Annotated in this window: 16 protein-coding genes; 13 read left to right on the top strand and 3 right to left on the bottom strand. The window is 61.6% G+C overall.

Annotation, left to right across the window (positions count from 1 at the left end; all coding sequences use genetic code 11):
- Positions 1-73: 73 nt before the first annotated feature.
- Both HCF10_RS30550 and HCF10_RS30555 read right to left on the bottom strand, forming a co-directional pair.
- Positions 74-1,177, bottom strand: a complete 1,104-nt coding sequence (locus HCF10_RS30550; RefSeq protein ID WP_065938176.1) for a GlxA family transcriptional regulator — start codon at positions 1,175-1,177, stop codon at positions 74-76.
- Positions 1,178-1,633: 456 nt separating this feature from the next.
- On the bottom strand, positions 1,634-3,010 hold the full coding sequence (locus tag HCF10_RS30555) for an L-serine ammonia-lyase (RefSeq protein WP_167657056.1): 1,377 nt from the start codon (positions 3,008-3,010) through the stop codon (positions 1,634-1,636).
- A gap of 415 nt (positions 3,011-3,425) precedes the next feature.
- On the opposite strand from HCF10_RS30555, the gene HCF10_RS30560 reads away from it, so the two are divergent.
- From HCF10_RS30560 to choV, 3 genes are all read left to right on the top strand, one after another.
- Entirely contained in the window at positions 3,426-4,373 is a 948-nt protein-coding gene (locus HCF10_RS30560) for a choline ABC transporter substrate-binding protein (RefSeq protein ID WP_131699058.1), read from the top strand.
- A gap of 67 nt (positions 4,374-4,440) precedes the next feature.
- Entirely contained in the window at positions 4,441-5,286 is an 846-nt protein-coding gene (gene choW, locus HCF10_RS30565) for a choline ABC transporter permease subunit (protein ID WP_015886271.1), read from the top strand.
- Positions 5,283-6,461, top strand: a complete 1,179-nt coding sequence (gene choV, locus HCF10_RS30570) for a choline ABC transporter ATP-binding protein (protein WP_131699057.1) — start codon at positions 5,283-5,285, stop codon at positions 6,459-6,461. Before choW ends, choV begins: the two co-directional genes overlap by 4 nt.
- 153 nt (positions 6,462-6,614) lie before the next feature.
- Here the strand turns inward: choV and HCF10_RS30575 are convergent, their stop codons facing one another.
- Complete coding sequence (locus tag HCF10_RS30575; protein ID WP_337782823.1) at positions 6,615-8,549, bottom strand: BCCT family transporter; 1,935 nt, start codon at positions 8,547-8,549, stop codon at positions 6,615-6,617.
- A 390-nt stretch (positions 8,550-8,939) separates the two neighbouring features.
- On the opposite strand from HCF10_RS30575, the gene betI reads away from it, so the two are divergent.
- The 10 genes from betI (at position 8,940) to yccS (ending at position 23,641) form a co-directional block, all read left to right on the top strand.
- Positions 8,940-9,533, top strand: coding sequence for a transcriptional regulator BetI (gene betI / locus HCF10_RS30580; RefSeq protein WP_053128113.1), 594 nt, complete (start codon positions 8,940-8,942; stop codon positions 9,531-9,533).
- A 110-nt stretch (positions 9,534-9,643) separates the two neighbouring features.
- Positions 9,644-11,116, top strand: coding sequence for a betaine-aldehyde dehydrogenase (gene betB / locus HCF10_RS30585; protein WP_131699055.1), 1,473 nt, complete (start codon positions 9,644-9,646; stop codon positions 11,114-11,116).
- 142 nt (positions 11,117-11,258) lie between these two features.
- Positions 11,259-12,962 (top strand): choline dehydrogenase, encoded by a 1,704-nt coding sequence (gene betA, locus HCF10_RS30590; protein ID WP_167657058.1) that lies wholly within the window; start codon positions 11,259-11,261, stop codon positions 12,960-12,962.
- 203 nt (positions 12,963-13,165) lie between these two features.
- Complete coding sequence (locus HCF10_RS30595) at positions 13,166-14,608, top strand: TldD/PmbA family protein (RefSeq protein ID WP_167657059.1); 1,443 nt, start codon at positions 13,166-13,168, stop codon at positions 14,606-14,608.
- Positions 14,608-15,924, top strand: coding sequence for a TldD/PmbA family protein (locus HCF10_RS30600; protein ID WP_145336872.1), 1,317 nt, complete (start codon positions 14,608-14,610; stop codon positions 15,922-15,924). The genes HCF10_RS30595 and HCF10_RS30600 overlap by 1 nt, the downstream gene beginning before the upstream one ends.
- Before the next feature lie 225 nt (positions 15,925-16,149).
- Positions 16,150-17,040, top strand: a complete 891-nt coding sequence (locus tag HCF10_RS30605) for an alpha/beta fold hydrolase (RefSeq protein ID WP_027606025.1) — start codon at positions 16,150-16,152, stop codon at positions 17,038-17,040.
- 36 nt (positions 17,041-17,076) lie between these two features.
- Positions 17,077-18,504: a multidrug transporter subunit MdtD gene (gene mdtD / locus HCF10_RS30610; protein ID WP_131699051.1), complete on the top strand. Its 1,428-nt coding sequence runs from the start codon at positions 17,077-17,079 to the stop codon at positions 18,502-18,504.
- A gap of 130 nt (positions 18,505-18,634) precedes the next feature.
- Positions 18,635-19,972, top strand: coding sequence for an ATP-dependent RNA helicase DbpA (gene dbpA / locus HCF10_RS30615; protein WP_237683213.1), 1,338 nt, complete (start codon positions 18,635-18,637; stop codon positions 19,970-19,972).
- 160 nt (positions 19,973-20,132) lie between these two features.
- A complete protein-coding gene (locus tag HCF10_RS30620; RefSeq protein WP_167657060.1) occupies positions 20,133-21,311 on the top strand; it encodes an aminoacetone oxidase family FAD-binding enzyme in 1,179 nt (392 codons plus the stop codon).
- Between the two features lie 146 nt (positions 21,312-21,457).
- Entirely contained in the window at positions 21,458-23,641 is a 2,184-nt protein-coding gene (gene yccS / locus HCF10_RS30625) for a YccS family putative transporter (protein WP_131699049.1), read from the top strand.
- Positions 23,642-23,769 lie beyond the last annotated feature (128 nt).

A 23,769-nucleotide genomic window follows, 5' to 3' on the forward strand; every position in this document is an offset into this window, starting at 1 on the left:
GACAGCTCCCACATTTGACCCGTGTTCGCGGTCAGTGTGGGAGGGGGCTTGCCCCCGATGCAGTCAACTCGGTTTAAAGCCGTACACTCGCGAACGTCGACTCATTGCGCGCCTGACTCAACGCCGACATCGGCCCCGACAACGGTGACAACACCAGCGCCTGCGGAATCGGCATCATCGCCACCTGCTGGGTGGTGTTGGAGCCTACGCGCTCATCCCGTGGCGGAATGCCGAAGTATTCGCGGTAGCACTTGGAGAAGTGCGGGGTGGACACAAAGCCGCACACCGACGCCACTTCGATGATCGACATCGGCGTTTGCTTGAGCAACTGCCGCGCGCGAATCAGGCGCAGCTTGAGGTAATAGCGCGACGGCGAGCAGTGCAGGTATTTCTGGAACAGCCGCTCCAACTGGCGGCGTGACACGGCGACGTACACCGCCAGTTCGTCGAGGTCGATCGGCTCTTCGAGGTTGGCTTCCATCAGCGCGACGATTTCCTGCAGCTTCGGCTGGTTGGTGCCAAGCATGTGCTTGAGCGGCACACGCTGGTGATCCTGTTCATTGCGGATGCGCTCGTACACGAACATTTCGGAGATCGCCGCCGACAGTTCACGGCCGTGGTCGCGGCTGATCAGGTGCAGCATCATGTCCAGCGGCGCGGTGCCGCCCGAACTGGTGAAGCGGTTGCGGTCGAGGGTGAACAAACGGGTGCTCATCGACACGCGCGGGAAGGCTTCCTGCATCGACGCCAGGCACTCCCAATGCACGCTGCAATCAAAACCGTCGAGCAGGCCGGCACAGGCCAGGGCCCAGCTGCCGGTGCACACTGCCCCCAGGCGACGGGACTGGCGCGCCTGGCTTTGCAGCCACGACACATGCTCACGGGTCACGGTACGCTGAATACCCACGCCGCCGCACACAATCACGGTGTCCAGGGCCGGGGCTTTGTGCATGGAGGCATCGGGGGTGATTTGCAGACCGTCGCTGGCCCACACCTGGTTGCCGTCCACACTCAGGGTTGTCCAGCGATACAGCTCGCGGCCGGACAGCTGGTTGGCCATGCGCAGCGGTTCCACGGCCGAAGCCAGGGAAATCAGCGTGAAATTGTCCAGCAGCAAAAAGCCGATGGATTGAGGCGCACGGTTCTGGGGTTGGGCCCCGGAGTTGAACGACGTCATGGCGGTATCTCCTCACACAAAGCAGGTGATGGCCTCAGGCGAGGCTCTTGTTATTGCGCTCTTCATCCGGCAAGGCGAGAGGCTTTGAATTGGTAGAGCAAATGCCATGCCTAAATTTGAATGGCCATTCAACAAATCCTGAAAACGACCTGATGACGCGTCTAAATAAGCCCGCGCGAGGAGTACGGGATATGGTTGAAATAGACGTCGGAGCGGCCCTGCTCAAGGTGTGTGAGCAGTTCGGTATCACTTGTGGGAAGGCGCTTTCAGCGCGTAGGAAAAGTCTGTCACCGCACGCACAGGTGACGGGTGGTCGGAGGGAAAATCGTTCGGAAGCTACTTATCTGTTTGCGACGCGCTAAAAGGTGGCGCTTTTGGTTGGAGTGTTCACTTTTTGAGCAGCATCGTCTGGATGACAGCCATCGGGGGCAAGCCCCCGATACCGGCGACTCGGTCTCAGCACTCCACCGCACTGACCGCCAACCCACCTCGCGACGTCTCTTTGTACTTGTCATGCATATCCGCCCCGGTATCGCGCATGGTGCGGATCACCCGGTCCAGGGAGATAAAGTGCTGGCCATCACCGCGCAGGGCCATCTGCGCCGCGTTGATCGCCTTCACCGCTGCAATTGCATTGCGCTCGATGCACGGCACTTGCACCAACCCGCCCACCGGGTCGCAGGTCAGGCCGAGGTTGTGTTCCAGGCCGATTTCAGCGGCGTTGCACAGCTGCTCCGGGGTTGCGCCGAGGATCTCGGCCAGCCCGGCAGCGGCCATGGCGCAGGCCGAACCCACTTCACCCTGGCAACCGACTTCGGCCCCGGAGATCGAGGCGTTCTTCTTGCACAGGATCCCCACCGCCGCCGCACTGAGCAGGTAGTCGACCACGTTGGCTTCGGTGACTTCGTCGCTGAACTTCATGAAGTAGTGCAACACCGCCGGAATGATCCCCGCCGCACCGTTGGTGGGCGCCGTGACCATGCGTCCACCGGCGGCGTTTTCTTCATTCACCGCCAGGGCGAACAGGTTGACCCATTCCATCGCACTCAAGGTCGAGCCGATCACATTGGGTTTGTTCAACTCCTGCAGACTGCGGTGCAACTTGGCGGCGCGACGGCGCACGTTGAGGCCGCCAGGCAGAATGCCTTCGTGCTTGAGTCCCTCCTCCACGCACGCCTGCATGGCGCGCCAGAGCTTCATCAGGCCACTGCGGATTTCGTCTTCGGAGCGCCAGACCTTTTCGTTGGCCAGCATCAGTTCGGCGACGCGCAGGTTGTGGGTCTTGCACAGCTGCAACAACTCCACGGCGCTGGAAAAATCATACGGCAACTCGGTGCGGTCCATGTCCGCCACGCCGCTCTGCGCCTGGGCTTCATCCACCACGAAACCACCGCCCACTGAGTAGTAGGTGTCGCGGTGCAGCTCGCCGTCATCGCCCAACACCACCAGGGTCATGGCGTTGGGGTGGAACGGCAGGTTTTCGTCAAGCAGGCGCATGTCGCGGGCCCACAGGAACGGCACGGGCAAACGCCCGTCGAGCAGCAGGGTGTCGGTCTCACGCAGGGTGTGAATGCGCAGGCCGATTTGCGACGGATCGATCGCGTCCGGCCACTCGCCCATCAGGCCCATGATGGTGGCGGTGTCGCTGCCGTGACCGATGCCGGTGGCCGACAATGAGCCGTAGAGCTGAACTTCGACGCGCCTGACCTGTTCCAACAGTTCACGTTCACGTAACCCTTGAACGAACAACGCCGCGGCGCGCATGGGGCCGACGGTGTGAGAACTAGAAGGCCCGATGCCGATCTTGAACAGGTCGAAAACACTGATAGCCATTGCGGTAGAACTCCTCGATAAGCACGGCCAGGCTTGAACGAGGTGCTACGCTCAGATCGCCCAGATGGCGGCATCATCAAGGTTTTATTCGCTGCCACGGCGTCTCACACCGACGCACCCATGCTCACCAGCGTCGCTCCCGTGCGATCGCCTGTTTTGGCCGTTTTTAGCGGTGCAGATGGGCAAAAACAGCGGTTTAACCGTGGGAAAAACCTGTAAGCGACGTCACCGACACTGGATACGACCCTCCCTGTACTGGATACGACGCCCCCTGTAGGCGTCAGATTTTCACTGGTACATGATCAGTCTCGACTCGTTTGCAAGGCACCGTGGCAGAGCTGTTGCCGCACGCTCCAACCGCAACACTTATAAAGCGCGGCAAATGCCGCCAGAAAAAACACAGGAGTCTACCCAGATGAAAGGTTCACCCTCGTTGTTGTTGGCCGCCATGCTGAGTCTGCCAGTCATGGCGCACGCCGCAGAACCGGAACAGTGCAAGACCGTCAACTTCTCCGATGTCGGCTGGACTGACATCACTGTCACCACCGCGACCACCAGCGAAATCCTCAAGGGCCTGGGCTACAAGACCAAGACCACGATGATTTCCGTTCCAGTGACCTACAAGTCCCTGGCCGACGGCAAGAACATGGACGTGTTCCTCGGCAACTGGATGCCGACCATGGAAAACGACATCAAGCAGTACCGTGATGCCGGCACCGTGGAAACCGTGCGCGCCAACCTGGAAAACGCCAAGTACACCCTGGCGGTACCCGAGGCGCTGTACAACAAAGGCCTGAAAGACTTCGCCGATATCGCCAAATTCAAGGAAGAGCTGGGCGGCAAGATCTACGGCATCGAGCCGGGTAACGACGGCAACCGCACCATCCAGACCCTGATCGACAAAGACGCCTTCGGCCTCAAGACCGCCGGCTTCAAAGTCGTCGAATCCAGCGAAGCCGGGATGCTCTCCCAGGTGGAGCGCGCCACCAGGCGTGACCAGGCCATTGTGTTCCTTGGCTGGGAACCGCACCCGATGAACACCCGCTTCAAGATGAAGTACCTGACCGGGGGTGACGACTCGTTCGGCCCCAACTACGGCCAGGCCACCATCTACACCAACACCCGCAAGGGCTACACCGAGGAATGCAGCAACGTCGGTCAGTTGCTGAAGAACCTGGTGTTCACCTTGAACATGGAAAGCACCCTGATGGGTAATGTCCTGGACGACAAGATGAAGCCCGACGCCGCGGCGAAAGCCTGGCTGAAGAAGAACCCGCAAGTACTCGACACTTGGCTCGCCGGTGTCACCACCGTCGATGGCAAACCAGGCCTGGAAGCCGTCAAAGCGTATCTAAACAAGTAACTGCTGACCCCGGGGCGGTACGCTGCCCCGGGATGTTTTCCCTCTTCGCATGTGGACATTCACTACCATGCTGACTGAACAGAAAATCCCACTAGGCCAGTACATCGCTGCCTTCGTCGAATGGTTGACCCAACACGGCGCCAACTACTTCGACGCAATCGCATCGACACTGGAAACGATGATCCACGGCGTGACGTTTGCGCTGACCTGGTTCAATCCGCTGGCATTGATCGGTCTGATTGCGCTGCTGGCTCACTTTATTCAACGTAAATGGGGACTGACTGTTTTTGTCATCGCCTCTTTCCTGCTGATCCTGAACCTTGGGTACTGGCAGGAAACCATGGAAACCCTCGCCCAGGTGCTGTTCGCCACCCTGGTCTGCGTGGTCATTGGTGTGCCGCTGGGCATTGTTGCCGCGCACAAACCCATGTTCTACACCCTGATGCGGCCGGTGCTCGATCTGATGCAGACCGTACCGACCTTCGTCTACCTCATCCCTACCCTGACCCTCTTCGGGCTGGGTGTGGTGCCTGGTTTGATCTCCACGGTGGTGTTCGCGATTGCCGCGCCCATCCGCCTGACTTACCTGGGTATCCGTGATGTACCGCAAGAGTTGATGGACGCCGGCAAGGCCTTTGGCTGCTCGCGCCGTCAGTTGCTCTCGCGCATTGAACTGCCACACGCCATGCCGAGCATCGCTGCCGGTATTACCCAATGCATCATGCTGTCGTTGTCGATGGTGGTGATCGCCGCCCTGGTGGGCGCCGACGGCCTCGGCAAGCCGGTGGTCAACGCGCTGAACACCGCCGACATCGCCCTGGGCTTTGAAGCCGGCCTGGCGATTGTGCTGCTGGCCATCATGCTCGACCGCATCTGCAAACAACCCGACGCCAAAGTAGGGGGTGATGCATGAGCATTATCCGATTCGACAATGTCGACGTAATTTTCTCCAAAGACCCACGCGAAGCGCTCAAGCTGCTGGACCAGGGCATGAGCCGTAACGAAATCCTGAAAAAAACCGGGCAGATCGTCGGCGTTGAAAAAGCCAGCCTGGATGTGGAAAAAGGCGAGATCTGCGTGCTGATGGGCCTGTCGGGCTCCGGCAAGTCGAGCCTGCTGCGCTGCATCAACGGCCTCAATACCGTCAGCCGTGGCCAGCTGTTCGTGGAGCATGAAGGTCGCCAGATCGACATCGCCTCCTGCACCCCCGCCGAGCTGAAAATGATGCGCACCAAGCGCATCGCCATGGTGTTCCAGAAGTTCGCCCTGATGCCCTGGCTGACGGTGCGCGAGAACATCAGCTTTGGTCTGGAAATGCAGGGCCGTCCGGAAAAAGAACGGCGCAAGCTGGTGGATGAAAAACTTGAGCTGGTGGGCCTGACCCAGTGGCGCAACAAGAGGCCGGATGAACTGTCCGGCGGCATGCAACAGCGCGTCGGCCTGGCCCGCGCGTTGGCGATGGACGCCGACATCCTGTTGATGGACGAGCCCTTCTCCGCCCTCGACCCGCTGATCCGCCAAGGCCTGCAGGACGAATTGCTGGAACTGCAAAGCAAGTTGAGCAAGACCATCGTGTTCGTCAGCCACGACCTCGACGAGGCGCTCAAGCTGGGCAGCCGCATCGCGATCATGAAAGACGGCAAGATCATCCAGTACAGCGTGCCGGAAGAGATCGTGCTGAACCCGGCGGACGACTATGTGCGCACCTTCGTCGCCCATACCAACCCGCTGAACGTACTGTGCGGCCGCAGCCTGATGCGCACGCTGGACAACTGCAAACGCGTCAACGGTTCGGTGTGCCTGGATCCAGGCGGCGACTCATGGCTGGACCTGGCCGAAGGCAACACCATCCAGGGCGCGCGGCAGAATGGCGTGGTGATGAATTTGCAGAACTGGGCACCGGGGCAACCGGTGGAAGGTTTGGGCCGGGTGCCGACACTGGTGGATTCGAATATCGGCATGCGTGATGCGCTGCAGATTCGTTATCAGACGGGGAACAAGCTGGTGTTGCATGACAACAACCAGGTGGTGGGGATCCTGGGCGACAGCGAGCTCTACCACGCCCTGCTGGGCAAAAACCTGGGCTAGCACACACTGCAAACGCCATTGGAGAAACCGGGTCAAAAATGTGGGAGGGGACTTGCTCCCGATAGCGGTGGATCAGTAACAGATGGACTGACTGACACACCGCTATCGGGAGCAAGCCCCCTCCCACATTTAAAGCACCACCAGGCTCAACTATCAGCTATAGACACGGCCAAGGAGCTGCCGATGGCTTTCAAACTGATCGAGCACGTCCCGGGTGATCTGTTCCTGGGCGAAGCCCATCAGGTCGTATTCCTGAGGCCCGTTGTGCAGGTACACCTCGGCACGGTAATAGCGGGTGCGCTCTTCTTCAGGCAAGTCGCTCGGCGCCGACGAGTAGGCATCCAGGCTCACTTCGTAAACAAACGGATTGCCCTCTTCCATCTCGATGCGCACACCGATGCAGCGCTTGGACTTACCCAACAGCGTCTGCACTTCCAACCCTTGCTCACGCAACGCGACCGCCGCCTCTTCCAGCGCCGGCGTGACGTGCTTGTCCATAAAGCGCTGCACAGTGCCCTGGCTCGGTTGCAGGTCGAGTGCCGTCAAACGCTCGCTGAAGCCACGACGCCCGCGTTCAGCCAGTTGCGCCTGCTCCTGTTCGATCGCCACGTCCTGGCGCATCGCCTTGTGCAAACCGAACATAAAGACAATCAGCACCACCGAGAACGGCAGCCCCGCCAGCACCACCATGGTTTGCATGGCTTCGAAGTTGCCGGCAAACAGCAGGCCGATGGTCACCAGGGTGATTACCGCCGACCAGAAGATGCGCAACCAGTGCGGCGCATCTTCATCCACATTGCCGCCCTTGCAGGAAAGGTTGGCCATCATCACCGCGCCGGAATCCGCCGGGGTCAGGAACAACACAAAGCCCACGAAGATCGACACGCCGATGACGATTTTCGACGCTGGGTAATGCTCCAGCAATTGGTAGATAGACATGGACGGTTGTTCCAGCGCCGTCTTGCCCAGCTCCACCGCACCGTGGTTGAGCACCAGGTCCAGCGCCGAGTTACCGAAGATCGACAGCCACGCCAGGGTAAATCCCAGGGGAATCAGCAGCACGCCGGCCACCAGTTCACGCACCGTGCGGCCACGGGAAATACGCGCGATGAACATGCCCACGAATGGTGCCCAGGAAATCCACCAGGCCCAGTAGAACAGGGTCCACAGGCCCATCCAGCGTTCGGTCTTGTCACCGTCGCCTTCGTACACATAGAGGTCGAAGGTTTTCAGCACGATGCCGTTGAGGTAGTCACCGGTGTTCTGCACCAGGCCGTTGAGCAGGTGCAGGGTCGGGCCGAACAGCAGCACGAAGATCAGCAAACCGCTGAACAGCACGATGTTGAGGTTGGACAGGCGGCGGATGCCGTTCTCCACACCCGACACGGCGGCGATGGTCGCCACGGTGCTCATCACAATGATCACGATCAGCAGGTTGGTGTTGCTGTGCGCCATGCCGAACAGGTTTTCCAGGCCGGACGACACCTGCATCGAACCGATGCCCAGGTTAGTCACCAGGCCCAGCAGGGTCACGAACATGCCGAAACCATCCACCGTGTGACCAGCCGCGCCCTTGACCCAACGCTCACCCACCAGCGGGTACAACGCCGAACGCAAGGCCAGCGGCTGGTTATGGCGGTAGGCAAAGTACGCCACGGCCAGGCCGACCAACGCATAGATCGCCCAGCCATGCAGGCCCCAGTGCAGGAAGGTCAACTGCAACGCCTGGCGTGCCGCGCTGTTGCTGGCGGCGGCGCCTTCCGGCGGGTTGAAGTAGTGATCCAGCGGCTCCGAAGCGCCGAAGTACAGCAACGAGATACCGATGCCCGACGAGAACAACATGCCGGCCCAGGCGCCGTAGCTGAAGTCCGGGGTGTCGTCCTTGCTGCCCAGTTTCAACTTGCCGTAGGACGAAAACGCCAGGCCGACCACAAACACCAGGTAGGCGGCGATGACCACCATGTAGTACCAGCCAAAGCTTTTGGAAAGCCAGGCCTGGGCTACGCCGAGCATGCGCCCGGCCTCCTGCGGGGCGATGATCAGAATGGCGGTCAACAACAGAATCAGCGCGGTGGAGGTGTAGAACACCCAACCGTTGACCCGCACCTTTTCCGGCGGGGTCTTTATAAGAGAGGCAGAACTCATGGCGCAGATGCTCCAGGCAGTGCGAGAGAGAAACACAAGGCAACGGTTATCCCGACCTATCGATTTTTCGGCAGTCGACGGACGGGTGTTATAAAGACACCCCGAAAATCCTTGAGCCCCACCAGGCAGTGGGCAGGCCTTGATACCGCCTGTTTCAAAGGTTTTTGCAGGTGCCAGATGTCGTCGCCCTCAAGTAGGAAATACCTGTAGGCAGCGACCATTTGTCGCAGAGCTTATTCTTTGTTGATTGAACGTTCAATCAAAACAAAATAGACTGGCCTTCAAGTCGACGAACGTTCATCGCCCGTCGACAGGCCTAAGGAGAGGTGCTAGATGCCCAAGGTCGGTATGCAACCCATACGCCGCCAACAGTTGATCGAAGCCACGCTGACGGCCATCGATCAGGTCGGAATGGGAGATGCCAGCATTGCGCTGATCGCCCGTTTGGCCGGGGTCTCGAACGGCATCATCAGTCACTACTTTCAGGACAAGAACGGCCTGATCGCCGCGACGATGCGGTACTTGATGAATGTGCTGATCGAGAACGTCCACGAACGCAGGCTTGCGCTGAAGGACGACAGCCCAAGGGCGCACCTTCGGGTGATCATCGAGGGCAACTTCGACGCCAGCCAGGTCAATGGCCCGGCAATGAAAACCTGGCTGGCCTTCTGGGCCACCAGCATGCATCACCCGTCATTGCACAGGTTGCAGCGGATCAACGATCAACGTCTGTATTCCAACCTGTGCTGCCAGTTCCGCCGAGTGCTGCCGCTGCCGCACGCACGCAAAGCAGCCAGAGGCCTGGCGGCCCTGATCGACGGTTTGTGGTTGCGCGGCGCCCTGTCGGGAGACGCTTTCGACACGGCGCAGGCGCAACGGATCGCTTACGAATACATGGATTTCCAATTGGCCAAGCAGGTGAGTTAGAGCCCTTATAAACGCTCAACCCCTGAACGTCTGCCGCTCAGTGTTGCCACACCCTTATGGCCCACTTTGCGGCGGGTAACGCCAACCACTTATGCACTTGCGAGGACTTTATGGCCCGTTTCGACCTGCAAAAACTCTACATTGACGGCGGCTACAGCGACGCTGGCAGCGATGCCACCTTCGAAGCCATCAACCCGGCTAACGGTGAAGTTCTCGCCCAAGTGCAACGTGCAACGAAAGAAGACGTTGAACGTGCCGTGGTCAGCGCTGAAAAAGGCCAGAAAATCTGGGCCGCCATGACCGCCATGGAGCGTTCGCGCATTCTGCGTCGTGCCGTCGACATCCTGCGCGAGCGCAACGATGAACTGGCCGCCCTGGAAACCCTGGACACCGGTAAAGCCTTCTCCGAAACCCAGTACGTCGACATCGTTACCGGCGCTGACGTGCTCGAATACTACGCAGGCCTGGTGCCGGCGATCGAAGGCGAGCAGATCCCACTGCGCGACACTTCCTTCGTCTACACCCGCCGCGAGCCGCTGGGCGTGGTCGCCGGTATCGGCGCCTGGAACTACCCGATCCAGATCGCCCTGTGGAAATCCGCACCGGCCCTGGCCGCCGGTAACGCGATGATCTTCAAGCCAAGCGAAGTCACCTCGCTGACCACCCTGAAACTGGCCGAGATCTACACCGAAGCCGGGGTTCCAGCAGGCGTATTCAACGTCTTGACCGGCAGCGGCCGTGAAGTCGGCACCTGGCTGACCGAGCACCCGCGCATCGAGAAAGTCTCGTTCACCGGCGGCACCGACACCGGCAAGAAAGTCATGGCCAGCGCGTCGAGCTCTTCGCTCAAGGAAGTGACCATGGAACTGGGCGGCAAATCGCCGCTGATCGTGTTCGAAGACGCCGACCTGGATCGTGCCGCCGACATCGCGATGATGGCCAACTTCTACAGCTCCGGCCAGGTCTGCACCAACGGCACTCGCGTGTTCGTGCCCAAGCACCTGCAAGCGGCGTTCGAAGCCAAGATCGTTGAGCGTGTTGCCCGTATCCGCGTCGGCGACCCGCAAGACGCCAACACCAACTTCGGTCCGCTGGTCAGCTTCGCCCACATGGAAAGCGTGCTGGGCTACATCGCCAAAGGTAAGGAAGAAGGTGCCCGCGTACTGTGCGGCGGCGACCGCCTGACCGACGGCGATTTCGCCAAAGGCGCCTTCGTGGCCCCGACCGTGTTCACCGACTGCACCGACGAGATGACCATCGTCCGTGAAGAAATCTTCGGCCCGGTGATGAGCATCCTCACCTACGAAACCGAAGAAGAAGTGATCCGCCGCGCCAACGACACCGACTTCGGCCTGGCCGCGGGCCTGGTGACCAAGGACCTGAACCGCGCCCACCGCGTGATTCATCAGCTGGAAGCGGGCATCTGCTGGATCAACGCCTGGGGCGAATCCGACGCGAAGATGCCGGTCGGTGGCTACAAGCAATCCGGTGTGGGCCGTGAGAACGGCATCAGCTCGCTGAACAACTTTACCCGCATCAAATCGGTACAGGTTGAGCTGGGCGACTACGCCTCGGTGTTCTAAGACCCGAGCCTTGCGTTGCCTTTGAGGCCGCCATCGGGGGCGAGCCCCCTCCCACCTTTGACTGTGTAAACCCGATCAAATGTGGAAGGGGGCTCGCCCCCGATGAGGCCCGACCTGACCACACTTCAAAGAGGGTGCATTTATGTCCCAAGAATACGACTACATCATTGTGGGTGCCGGCTCCGCCGGTAATACCCTGGCGACCCGTCTGACCGAAGACGAAGGCGTCACCGTCCTGCTGCTGGAAGCCGGCGGCCCCGACTACCGCCTCGATTTCCGTACCCAAATGCCGGCCGCCCTGGCCTTTCCGCTGCAAGGCCGCCGCTACAACTGGGCCTACGAGACCGATCCGGAGCCACACATGGACGGCCGCCGGATGGAATGCGGTCGCGGCAAGGGCCTGGGTGGCTCTTCGCTGATCAACGGCATGTGCTACATCCGTGGCAACGCCATGGACTACGACAACTGGTCGAAGCTTCCGGGCCTGGAAGACTGGAGCTACCTCGATTGCCTGCCGTATTTCCGCAAGGCCGAAACCCGCGACATCGGCCCGAACGACTGGCACGGCGGCGATGGCCCGGTGAGCGTGACCACGCCTAAAGCGGGCAATAACCCGCTGTTCCACGCCATGGTTGAAGCAGGCGTGCAGGCCGGTTACCCGCGCACCGAAGACTTGAACGGCTACCAGCAGGAAGGCTTCGGCCCGATGGACCGTACCGTCACGCCTAACGGCCGTCGCGCCAGCACCGCGCGCGGTTACCTGGACATAGCCAAGAAGCGCTCCACACTGACCATCGTCACCCACGCCCTCACCGACAAAGTGTTGTTCGAAGGCAAGCGTGCCGTTGGCGTGCGTTACCTGATCGGTGCCGCCGAAGAGCGCGTTGAAGCCCGTGCGCGTAAAGAAGTGCTGGTGTGCAGCGGCGCAATCGCTTCGCCGCAACTGCTGCAACGCTCCGGCGTGGGCCCGGCCAAACTGCTGGAAAGCCTCGACATCCAGGTGGTCCACGACCTGCCTGGCGTCGGCGAAAACCTGCAGGACCACCTTGAGCTGTATCTGCAATATGCGTGCACCCAGCCGGTGTCGCTGTACCCGTCGCTGCTCTGGTACAACCAGCCGGCCATCGGTGCCGAATGGCTGTTCAACGGCACCGGCATCGGCGCCAGCAACCAGTTCGAAGCGGGCGGTTTTATCCGGACCCGTGAAGAATTCGAATGGCCGAACATCCAGTACCACTTCCTGCCGGTCGCGATTAACTACAACGGCAGCAACGGTGTGAAAGAGCACGGTTTCCAGGCGCACATGGGCTCCATGCGCTCGCCGAGCCGTGGCCGCGTGCAACTGAAGTCGAAGAACCCACGGGACTACCCGAGCATCCTCTTCAACTACATGGCCACCGAGCAGGACTGGCAGGAATTCCGCGACGGCATCCGCCTGACCCGTGAAATCATGCAGCAGCCGGCACTCGATCCCTACCGTGGCCGCGAAATCAGCCCGGGCATCGAGGTGCAAACCGATGAGCAGTTGGACAAGTTCATCCGCGAGCACGCCGAAACCGCGTTCCACCCGTCCTGCTCGTGCAAGATGGGCGACGACGAGATGGCCGTGGTCGATGGCGAAGGCCGCGTGCACGGCATGCAGGGTCTGCGCGTAGTCGATGCGTCGATCATGCCGATCATCACCACCGGCAACCTGAACGCGCCGACGATCATGATCGCCGAGAAAATCGCCGACAAGATCCGTGGCCGCCAGCCGCTGCCGCGCAGCACTGCCGACTACTACGTGGCCGGCGATGCGCCGGTGCGTGGCAAGCCGTTGCGTGAAGTGGGGCCGACTGCGCAGTAACTGATTCACTGCGGTGCCTTCATCGGGGGCAAGCCCCCTCCCACATTTGAATGTATTCACAAATCAAGTGTGGGAGGGGGCTTGCCCCCGATAGGGCCCGATCAGGCACTGCAAACCTTGCCTCTACACTTTCCTTGATCAGCCCCCAGCCCAGGCCTACTCTGTTTGCCTGCCCGCGCTGAGCCGCCCACAAGGAAGGCCCCATGTTCGAACACCACGCCACACTCAAAAAGCATTTCAGTGCCCTGCGCACCACCGCCGACTTCTTCTCCCTGCGCTACGTGCGCGAATCCGGCCAGTACCTGTCGGTGCGCAAGAACGTCGCCGAACCGCCCCACCTGAACCACGACGAAGGCGTCATGCTCACCGTGCGTGTCAACGGTGCGGAGGCCTACGCCGCCACCCACGATATTTCCCTTGCCGGCCTGCAAGCCGCCCTTGGACGCGCCGAGCAGCAAGCCCGCCTGATAAAACCGCACGCCCTGCTCGACCTGCGCGACCAACAGGTGTCCAGCGACGTCGCCGACTACCTGTCGCCCAATATTGAGCAAGCCTTCCCGTCCCTGAGCGACTGCTACCAACTGCTCGGCGATGAGTCCTCTGCCGTGCCCCAGGACGAGCGCCTGGTGAACTGGGAAGTCAGCCTCGGCCTGACCCATGTCGAGCAGATCTACCTCAACAGTGCCGGCGCCGAACTGCGCCAGGCCCAGCGGTTTGTGTTCCCCGGCGTCAATGTCACGGCCTACGACGGCAACGACAGCCAGTCGCGCACCCTCGGCGGCAGCAACTTCGGCCAGCAAGGCGGGTTTGACGTGATCAGCCGCTTCGGCCTGGTCGGCGCCGCGCCGCGCATTGCCGACGAAGCCCTGCAACTGCTGCTGGCGCCAAATACGCCCCAGGGCCCGCGCGACCTGCTGCTGATGCCCGACCAGATGATCCTGCAGATCCACGAGTCCATCGGCCACCCGCTGGAACTCGACCGTATCCTCGGCGATGAGCGCAATTACGCCGGTACCAGTTTTGTGAAGGCCAGCGACTTCGGGCAGCTGCAATACGGCTCCAAGCTGTTGAACGTGACGTTCGACCCGGACATTCCCGAGCAACTGGCCAGCTACGGCCATGACGACGACGGCACCGCGGCCAGCAAGCAATTCCTGATCCGCGAAGGACTGCTGCTCAAGCCGCTGGGTGGGGCGTTGTCGCAGTTCCGCTCGGGCATGGGCGGCGTGGCCAACAGCCGCGCCAGCAGCTGGAACCGCCCGCCGATCGACCGCATGGCCAACCTGAATATCGAAGCCGGCGACAAGAGCCTTGCGCAACTGATTGGCGGCATCGAACACGGCATCCTGATGTCGACCAACCGTTCGTGGTCCATCGACGATGCCCGCAACAAGTTCCAGTTCGGCTGCGAGTGGGGCCAGCTGATTGAAAACGGCGAACTCAAGGGCGTGGTGAAAAACCCCAACTACCGGGCGATTTCCGCGCAGTTCTGGCGCAACCTCAGCGCCGTGGGCGACACCAGCACCTTCAAGGTATTGGGCACGCCGAACTGCGGCAAGGGCGAGCCCAACCAGGTGATCCGCGTCGGCCATGCGTCGCCGGCCTGCGTATTCAGCAACGTTGACGTATTTGGGGGAGATGCCTGATGAACACCTTCAAGGCATTGGTGCAGTGGCTCAAGCAGGCCATCACCGACAAGGAACAATTCCACTTGGGCTACGCGGCAGAATCGTCCGAGTTCGTGCGCTTCAACCACGCCAAGGTGCGTCAGGCCGGCCAAGTGCAGCAGGCCAGTCTCAACCTCAAGCTGATCAACGATGGCCGCCATGCCGACCTCGGCATCACCCTGGCCGGCGAGCCCGAGCTGGATCGCCAGCGCCTCGCCGACGGCCTGCAGCAACTGCGCGAAACCCTGCCGCTGCTGCCGCATGACCCGTACCTGTTGCTCAACCACAACGCCTGGCAAAGCCACAACGAACAGGCCCGCCCCCTGCCCGACCTGGCCCAGGTGCTGGAAGAAATCAGCCAGGCGGCCGATGGCGTCGACCTGGTCGGCTTCTATGCCGCCGGCCCGATCAGCCGGGGCTTTGCCAGTTCGGACGGCGCGTTTGGCTGGCATCAGGCCAATAGCTTCAACTTCGATTTCAGCCTGTTCCACGCCAATGGCGAGGCGGTAAAAGCCAGCTACGCCGGCGACGCCTGGGACAGCGCCGAGTTCGCCCGACGCTTCCAGCTGGCGCGTGAACAGCTGGAATTCCTCGGCCGCCCGCTGCACCCATTGGCGCCCGGACAGTACCGCGCCTACCTCGCCCCGGCGGCATTGGAAGAAATCCTCAGCATCATCACCTGGGGCGGTTTTTCCGCCCAGGCCATCGCCAGCAAAAGCAGCTCGTTGCAACGGCTGTATGCCGGCGAGCAGTCCTTGAGCCCGCTGGTGACGGTGAAAGAACACATCACCGACTCCCTGAGCCAGGCGTTCTCCAGCGAAGGCTACCCGCGCAGTGACGTCACGCTGATCAACGCCGGCCAGGCCGACGGCCAACTGGTGAACTCGCGCAGCGCCGCCGAATATGGCCTCAGCGCCAACGGCGCCAGCGGCGACGAATCACCCAGCGCCTTGCAGATCGCAGCGGGCAACCTGGCCCAGGCCGATATCCTCAAGCAACTGGGCACCGGGCTCTACATCAGCAACCTGTGGTACCTGAACTACTCCGACCTGCCCGCCGCACGCCTGACCGGCATGACGCGCTTCGCCACGTTCTGGGTGGAAGACGGCGAGATCAAGGCGCCGGTCAGCACCATGCGTTTTGATGACAGCGTCTACCAGTTGCTCGGTTCGCAACTGGAAGCGCTGACCGCTGAGCGCGAACTGCTGCTGTCGGCCAGCACCTATAGCCAGCGCAATACCGCCTCCAACCTGTTGCCGGGGGCCTTGGTAAAACGCCTGACCCTGACCCTGTAAATACAACCCCCCTGTGGGAAGGGGCCTTGCCCCCTCCCACATTGTCCTGTGCTGATTTCAGACACCTCGGTTTCGGCCCTTCCTACCGTAAATTCTCTTCCTCCCAGTCTGCACGGGCAGCCTGTTGTCGCCTGTGAAAAACCTCGTTATAACGGTTAGTGGCCCCCCGCCACCCCACCCACGAGAGCATGACCTTGCCCGGGAAGGGCAAGCTGGAGCGTTGACATGAACCATGGAAGTTTTGTCATAGAAAAGCTGTTCAAGCACTACAACGTTCATGTTGAGCAGCTGGGAAACGATTCGGAAAAGAAGACCATCCTGATGGTCAATGGCGCACTGTCCACCACACGTTCATTCGCGCGTACCAGCAAGTGCCTGGCCGAGCATTTCAATGTGCTGTTGTTCGACCTGCCCTTCTCGGGTTATTCCCGCGAACACAACACCGACCTGGACCTGGTGACCAAGGACGACGAGGTGCAAATCCTGCGCGCCCTGGTGGAGCGCTTCCAGGTCAACCATCTGGTCTCGGCCTCCTGGGGCGGTATCTCGACGCTGCTGACCCTGGCGCACAACCCGCCGTCTATCGAAAGCTCGGTGGTGATGGCCCTGGCGCCCAACCTCAACCAGGCAATGCTCGACTATGTAGAGCGCGTGCGGGTGTTGATCGAGGCCGATGACAAATCCGCAGTCGGGCACCTGCTCAACGAGACCGTGGGCAAATACCTGTCGCCCCGGCTCAAGCGCAACAACCACCGGCACCTGTCGAACATGGCCACCACCGAGTACCGCCAGGCGCGCTTTCATATCCACCAGGTGCTGGCATTGGGTGATGGCAACTACCTGCCGGCGCTGCGGCAGATCGAAACCCCGGTGCACTTTCTCAATGGTGCGCTGGACGAATACACCCCCGCCGCCGAGGCCCGACTGTTCAAACAGTACGTGGGCCACAGCAGCTTTGCGGTGGCCGAACACACTGGGCATTTACTCGACCTGGAGTCCCGCGAGGCGGCTTTGGCGGTGCACCGTGCGTTGTTGGATTTCCTGGTGGGAGAGCACGCGAACTTGTCGGACTTAGACGAACCGCCAGTGGGAAAAGGAGCGACGAATGGCGCATAATCGCCGACACATAGCCGGCTAACAAAAAGGTACCCCATGCCAGATCGTGCCCCTCTCGATGCCAAGACCGCCCGCTGGCTCCCCTGGGTGGTAGCGATTGCCTTCTTCATGCAATCGCTGGATGGGACGATTCTCAACACCGCACTGCCGGCCATGGCCCGAGACCTGGCGGAAAACCCGCTGCGCATGCAAGGGGTGGTGATCGCCTACATGCTCACCGTCGCCTTGCTGATCCCGGCCTCGGGCTGGATCGCCGACCGCTTCGGCACCAAGAAAATCTTCTTCGGCGCGATCATGCTGTTCAGCATCGGCTCCTTGCTGTGCGCGCTGTCCAGCAGCCTGACCATGCTGGTGGGCGCACGGGTCATCCAGGGGCTGGGTGGTGCGCTGATGCTGCCGGTCGGCCGACTCGTGGTTCTACGCGCCTACCCCCGCTCCGAGCTGGTACGGATCATGGGCTTCATCACCATCCCCGGCCTGCTCGGGCCCTTGCTCGGCCCGACCATGGGCGGCTGGATGGTGCAGTACCTGACGTGGCACTGGATCTTCCTGATCAACCTGCCGGTGGGCATGATCGGTTGCTACGCCGTGTGGAAGTTCATCCCCGACCTGCGCGGCAGCGAGCGCACGCGCTTCGATGGCATCGGTTTTCTATTGTTCGGCGCGGCGATGGTGCTGATCACCATTGCCATGGAAGGCTTGGGCGAGCTGCACCTGCCGCACCTGCGGGTGATGTTGCTGCTGTTCGGCGGGTTGGCGTGCCTGGCGGCGTATTGGCTGCGCGCCGGGCATATCGATAACCCACTGTTCTCACCGGCGCTGTTCAAGACCCGCACCTTTGCCGTGGGCATCCTCGGCAACCTGTTCGCGCGCCTGGGCAGCGGCGCCTTGCCGTTCCTGGTGCCATTGCTGCTGCAAGTGGCCCTGGGTTATTCACCGTCCCAGGCCGGCATGAGCATGCTGCCCCTGGCAGCGGCGGCGATGTTCGCCAAGTCGGTGGCGCGCCCGTTGATCGAGCGTCTGGGTTATCGCGTGGTGCTGACCGGCAACACCCTGGCCCTGGGCATCATGCTGGCGAGCATGGGCCTGGTCAGCGAACAGACGCCCTACCCGCTGCTGCTGGCCATGCTGGCGGTGCTGGGGGCGATCAACTCGCTGCAATTTACCGCGATGAACACCGTCACCCTGATCGACCTCGACGACGCCCAGGCCAGCAGCGGCAACAGTTTGCTGTCGGTGGTGGCGCAACTGTCCCTGAGCCTGGGGGTGGCCTGCGCCGGCGCGCTGCTCGGCGGGTTTACCGCCGAAGCGGGCAACGACGGCGTGAGCACGGTGCTCGGCGCGTTCCAGCTGACCTTCCTCACCGTGGGCATCATGGCGATGCTGGCGGCGGCGATCTTCCTGCAACTGTCGCCCCAAGACGGCAAACGGGCGGCCAACCCGGAACAGCATATCGAGCATTAACGGGCGTCTCGTCTAGAACTTGCAGGGAAATTCCCACAGGGCTGGTACACTGCGCGACATTTTGTTTTGCAGAGCCAGTCCCGTGACTACCATCGCCACCGCTTTTAATACTTTGCCCCTGTCCGCCGCCATGCTGGCTAACCTCGACTCGCTGGGTTATGTCGAGATGACGCAGATCCAGGCGCAAAGCTTGCCGGTGATCCTCAAGGGGCTGGACCTGATTGCCCAGGCCAAGACCGGCAGCGGCAAGACCGCTGCGTTCGGCATCGGCCTGCTGAACCCGATCAACCCGCGCTACTTCGGCTGCCAGGCCCTGGTGATGTGCCCGACCCGTGAGCTGGCCGACCAGGTCGCCAAGGAAATCCGCCGCCTGGCCCGCGCCGAAGACAACATCAAGGTCCTGACCCTGTGCGGCGGCGTGTCCCTCGGCCCGCAGATCGCCTCCCTTGAGCACGGCGCCCACGTGATCGTCGGCACCCCGGGCCGTATCCAGCAACACCTGCGCAAAGGTTCGCTGGTGCTGGACGGCTTGAACACCCTGATCCTCGACGAAGCCGACCGCATGCTCGACATGGGTTTCTACGACGCCATCGAGGACATCATCAGCAAGACCCCGCCGCGCCGCCAGACCCTGCTGTTCTCGGCCACCTACCCGGTGAGCATCAAGCAGCTGGCCTCGAAGTTCATGCGCGCGCCGCAGCAAGTGAAAGCCGAAGCGTTCCACTCCGACGACCAAATCGAGCAGCGTTTCTACGAGATCTCCCCGGAAGAGCGCATGGACGCCGTGACCAAGGTGCTGGCGCATTTCCGCCCGGCTTCCTGCGTGGCGTTCTGCTTCACCAAGCAGCAAGTGCAGGAAACCGTGGATCACCTGACGTCCAAGGGCATTTCCGCCGTCGGCCTGCATGGCGACCTGGAACAGCGCGACCGTGACCAGGTGTTGGCGATGTTTGCCAACCGCAGCACCTCGGTGCTGGTGGCCACCGACGTCGCCGCCCGCGGCCTGGACATTGACGCGCTGGACATGGTGATCAACGTCGAACTGGCCCGCGACTCGGAAATCCACATCCACCGCGTGGGCCGTACCGGTCGCGCCGGTGAGACCGGCATCGCTATCAGCCTGGTGGCGCCGTCCGAAGCGCACCGCGCCCAGGCCATCGAGCAACTGCAGAAGTCGCCGCTGAACTGGGACCAACTGGACAACCTCAAGCCGCAAAGCGGTGGTCCGCTGCTGCCGGTGATGAGCACCCTGTGCATCGCCGCCGGCCGTAAAGACAAGGTGCGCCCAGGCGACATCCTCGGCGCATTGACCGGCGACGCCGGCATCCCCGGTGCCCAGGTCGGCAAGATCGCGATCTTCGACTTCCAGGCCTTCGTGGCCGTGGAACGCGGCATCGCCAAGCAGGCGTTGCAGCGTTTGAACGACGGCAAGATCAAAGGCCGTTCGTTGCGTGTGCGGATCCTGTAACACGATCTCCGATCTATATGGAGATCCAATGTGGGAGGGGGCTTGCCCCCGATTGCAGTGTGTCAGTCAGTACATCTGTCACTGATACACCGCCATCGGGGGCAAGCCCCCTCCCACATTTGACTGTATTCCAATTCAGAATTTGTATGAGGACATTGCTGTGCGCTCGACCGAAGTTGTGATCATTGGCGCCGGCGCCGCAGGCTTGATGTGCGCACTGACCGCCGCCGGGCGTGGGCGCAAGGTGATGTTGCTCGACCATGCGAACAAGGCCGGCAAGAAGATCCTGATGTCCGGCGGTGGCCGCTGCAATTTCACCAACCTGTACACCGAGCCGGCCAACTTCCTGTCGCACAACGCGCACTTCTGCAAGTCGGCCCTGGCCCGCTATACCCAGTGGGACTTTATAGGGCTGGTGGCCAAGCACGGCGTGCCGTACCACGAGAAGAAACTCGGCCAGCTGTTCTGCGATAACAAATCCAGTGACATCCTCGGCATGCTGTTGGACGAGTGCATCCAGACCGGCGTAAGCCTGCACCTGGACACCTCGATTGAAGAAATCGCCAAGGTCGAGAGCGGCTACCAGTTGCAGACCACCTTGGGTGAACTGCGCTGCGAATCCCTGGTGATCGCCACTGGCGGCCTGTCGATCCCGACTCTGGGCGCCACCGGTTTTGGCTATCAAGTCGCCAGGCAGTTCGGCCATGAGCTGTTACCGACCCGCGCCGGGCTGGTGCCGTTCACCATCACCGACCAGCTCAAGGACTTGTGCGGCGAGTTGTCCGGCACCTCGGTGGATTGCCTGGTCAGCTGCAACGACCAGAGCTTTCGCGAGAACATCCTGTTTACCCATCGCGGCCTCAGCGGCCCGGCGATTCTGCAGATTTCCTCCTACTGGGAGTCCGGCGACACGGTGGAGATCAACCTGTTGCCCGACCACGACGCCCACACCTGGCTGCAACAGCAGCAGGTCGAACGCCCCAACAGCGAGCTGAAAACCCTGCTGGGTGAAATCTTCACCAAGAAGATGGCCAACCTGCTAGCGGAAACCTGGTTCGTGTCCAAGCCCATGAAGCAGTACACCCACGCCGAAGTGGCCGACATCGCGCAAAAACTCTCGAGCTGGCAACTGGTGCCGGCCGGCACCGAGGGCTACCGCACGGCCGAGGTGACCTTGGGCGGGGTAGATACGCGGGAAGTGTCGTCCAAGACCATGGAGTCGCTGAAAAGCCCGGGCTTGTACTTTATTGGCGAAGTGCTGGATGTGACCGGGCATCTGGGCGGGTTTAACTTCCAGTGGGCGTGGGCGTCGGGTTACGCCGCAGCGCAGTACGCCTGAAGAATGTGGGAGAGGGCTTGCTCCCTCCCACATTTTGATTTGCGGTATGCCTGAGAATAATTTGCTGTCAGATGTGATCACCACCCTTGCCGTGGCGTCACTGATGGCTCAATTTAGCGGCATCGTCCCGGAAGACTCCAGACTTCATGTCATCGACCTCGTTCAAGCAGTCCATGCGGCGCCTGTGGGCGCTGGATAAATTCAGCTACAGCATCCGGGTGTTCATCGCCCTCACCGGCAGCATGACGCTGTGCTGGTATCAGGATGAGATGACCCTGCTGATCCCGCTGTTCCTGGGGATTATCGCCAGCGCCCTGGCCGAGACCGACGACAGCTGGCAAGGCCGCCTCAACGCCCTGGCAGTGACGCTGGTGTGTTTCAGCATCGCCGCGCTGTCGGTGGAGCTGCTGTTCCCCTACCCCTGGATTTTCGCCATCTCCCTGGCCCTGGCCACGTTCTGCCTGACCATGCTCGGCGCCTTGGGCGAACGCTATGGTGCGATTGCTTCTGCCACCTTGATCCTGTCGGTCTACACCATGATCGGTGTGGACCAGCGCGGCGGCGCCGTCAGTGATTTCTGGCATGAGCCGTTGCTGCTGGTGGCCGGTGCCGCCTGGTACGGCGCGTTGTCGGTGCTGTGGCAGGCGCTGTTTTCCAACCAGCCGGTGCAGCAGAGCCTGGCGCGGTTGTTCCGCGAGCTGGGGCGTTACCTCAAGCTCAAATCATCGTTGTTCGAACCGATTCGCCAACTGGACGTGGAAGCTCGCCGCCTGGAACTGGCCCAGCAAAATGGCCGGGTGGTGGCGGCGCTGAATGCGGCGAAGGAAATCATCCTGCACCGTGTAGGCAATGGCCGACCGGGGTCGAAGGTCAGTCGCTACCTCAAGCTGTACTTCCTGGCCCAGGACATCCACGAACGTGCCAGCTCGTCCCACTATCCTTACAACGCCCTGGCCGATGCGTTCTTCCACAGCGATGTGCTGTTCCGCTGCCAACGCCTGCTACGCCAGCAAGGCAAGGCCTGCCAGGCCCTGGCCGAGTCGATCCAGCTGCGCCAGCCGTTCATCTATGACGACAGCTTCGCCGAAGCCCTCAGCGACCTGAATGCTTCCCTGGAACACCTGCGCATCCAGAGCAACCCGGCATGGCGCGGCCTGCTGCGTTCGTTGCGCGCCCTGGCGGCCAACCTGTCCACACTCGACCGCCTGCTCGGCGACGCGAGCAACCCCGATGCCCTGGCCGACGCCACCGACAGCAACCTGCTGGACCGCGCCCCACGTAACCTGAAGGAAATGTGGACGCGCCTGCGTACGCAACTGACGCCGACGTCGCTGCTGTTCCGCCATGCGCTGCGCCTGTCCCTGGCGCTGACCGTCGGCTACGGCATGCTGCATGCGATCCACGCCTCCCAGGGCTACTGGATCATCCTCACCACGCTGTTTGTTTGCCAACCGAACTACGGCGCCACGCGGCGCAAGCTCGGCCAGCGGATCATCGGCACCGCCATCGGCCTCACCGTGGCGTGGGCGCTGTTCGATCTGTTCCCAAGCCCGCTGGTGCAGTCGATGTTCGCCATCGCCGCCGGCCTGGTGTTCTTTATCAACCGCACCACCCGCTACACCTTGGCCACGGCAGCCATCACCCTGATGGTGTTGTTCTGCTTCAACCAGGTGGGCGATGGCTACGGGCTGTTTTTACCAAGGCTGTTCGATACCTTGCTCGGCAGTTTGATTGCAGGCCTGGCGGTCTTCCTGTTCCTGCCGGACTGGCAAGGTCGGCGCCTGAACAAGGTGCTGGCCAACACCCTGACCTGCAACAGCATTTACCTGCGCCAGATCATGCAGCAATACGCCGCCGGCAAGAGCGACGACCTGGCTTACCGCCTGGCCCGGCGCAATGCCCACAACGCCGATGCGGCGCTGTCCACCACCCTGGCGAATATGCTGATGGAACCTGGCCATTTCCGTAAGGAAGCGGATGTGGGCTTCCGCTTCCTGGTGCTGTCGCACACCTTGCTCAGCTACCTGTCGGGGCTCGGCGCACACCGCGAAACCCAGCTGCCGGCCGAGGTGCGTGAACACTTGATCGATGGCGCCGGCAATAGCTTGGCGGCGAGCATTGATGAAATCGCCACGGGCCTGGCGAACAAGCAGCCGATTGCGATTCAGAGCGATGCCGAGGAGGCCTTGGCGGCGGATCTGGAGCAGATGCCGGATGAGATTGATGAAGGGCAGCGGTTGGTGCAGACGCAGTTGGCGTTGATATGCCGGCAGTTGGGACCGTTGCGCACCTTGGCGGCGCATTTGATCAAGGACACCAGCGCGGCTTAGTCCGCTATCGGGGTGTAGAACCGTAGACATCGTTTACATCTGAAACCGGGGACATCGTTTACACATTTGAGGCCTGGACGCGGGTCATACCTCGTCCAAGCCTCCCCAAGGGATAATCACACAGGTAC

This window comes from Pseudomonas sp. B14(2022), assembly GCF_012030485.1.
In the GTDB taxonomy this organism is placed as follows: Bacteria; Pseudomonadota; Gammaproteobacteria; order Pseudomonadales; family Pseudomonadaceae; genus Aquipseudomonas.

Excerpts from the sequence above, each read along its gene's own strand:
- HCF10_RS30550 (WP_065938176.1), bottom strand. The coding sequence starts at position 1,177 with ATGACGTCGTTCAACTCCGGGGCCCAACCCCAGAACCGTGCGCCTCAA.
- HCF10_RS30555 (WP_167657056.1), bottom strand. The coding sequence starts at position 3,010 with ATGGCTATCAGTGTTTTCGACCTGTTCAAGATCGGCATCGGGCCTTCT.
- HCF10_RS30560 (WP_131699058.1), top strand. The coding sequence starts at position 3,426 with ATGAAAGGTTCACCCTCGTTGTTGTTGGCCGCCATGCTGAGTCTGCCA.
- choW (WP_015886271.1), top strand. The coding sequence starts at position 4,441 with ATGCTGACTGAACAGAAAATCCCACTAGGCCAGTACATCGCTGCCTTC.
- choV (WP_131699057.1), top strand. The coding sequence starts at position 5,283 with ATGAGCATTATCCGATTCGACAATGTCGACGTAATTTTCTCCAAAGAC.
- betI (WP_053128113.1), top strand. The coding sequence starts at position 8,940 with ATGCCCAAGGTCGGTATGCAACCCATACGCCGCCAACAGTTGATCGAA.
- betB (WP_131699055.1), top strand. The coding sequence starts at position 9,644 with ATGGCCCGTTTCGACCTGCAAAAACTCTACATTGACGGCGGCTACAGC.
- betA (WP_167657058.1), top strand. The coding sequence starts at position 11,259 with ATGTCCCAAGAATACGACTACATCATTGTGGGTGCCGGCTCCGCCGGT.
- HCF10_RS30595 (WP_167657059.1), top strand. The coding sequence starts at position 13,166 with ATGTTCGAACACCACGCCACACTCAAAAAGCATTTCAGTGCCCTGCGC.
- HCF10_RS30600 (WP_145336872.1), top strand. The coding sequence starts at position 14,608 with ATGAACACCTTCAAGGCATTGGTGCAGTGGCTCAAGCAGGCCATCACC.
- HCF10_RS30605 (WP_027606025.1), top strand. The coding sequence starts at position 16,150 with ATGAACCATGGAAGTTTTGTCATAGAAAAGCTGTTCAAGCACTACAAC.
- mdtD (WP_131699051.1), top strand. The coding sequence starts at position 17,077 with ATGCCAGATCGTGCCCCTCTCGATGCCAAGACCGCCCGCTGGCTCCCC.
- dbpA (WP_237683213.1), top strand. The coding sequence starts at position 18,635 with ATGCTGGCTAACCTCGACTCGCTGGGTTATGTCGAGATGACGCAGATC.
- yccS (WP_131699049.1), top strand. The coding sequence starts at position 21,458 with ATGTCATCGACCTCGTTCAAGCAGTCCATGCGGCGCCTGTGGGCGCTG.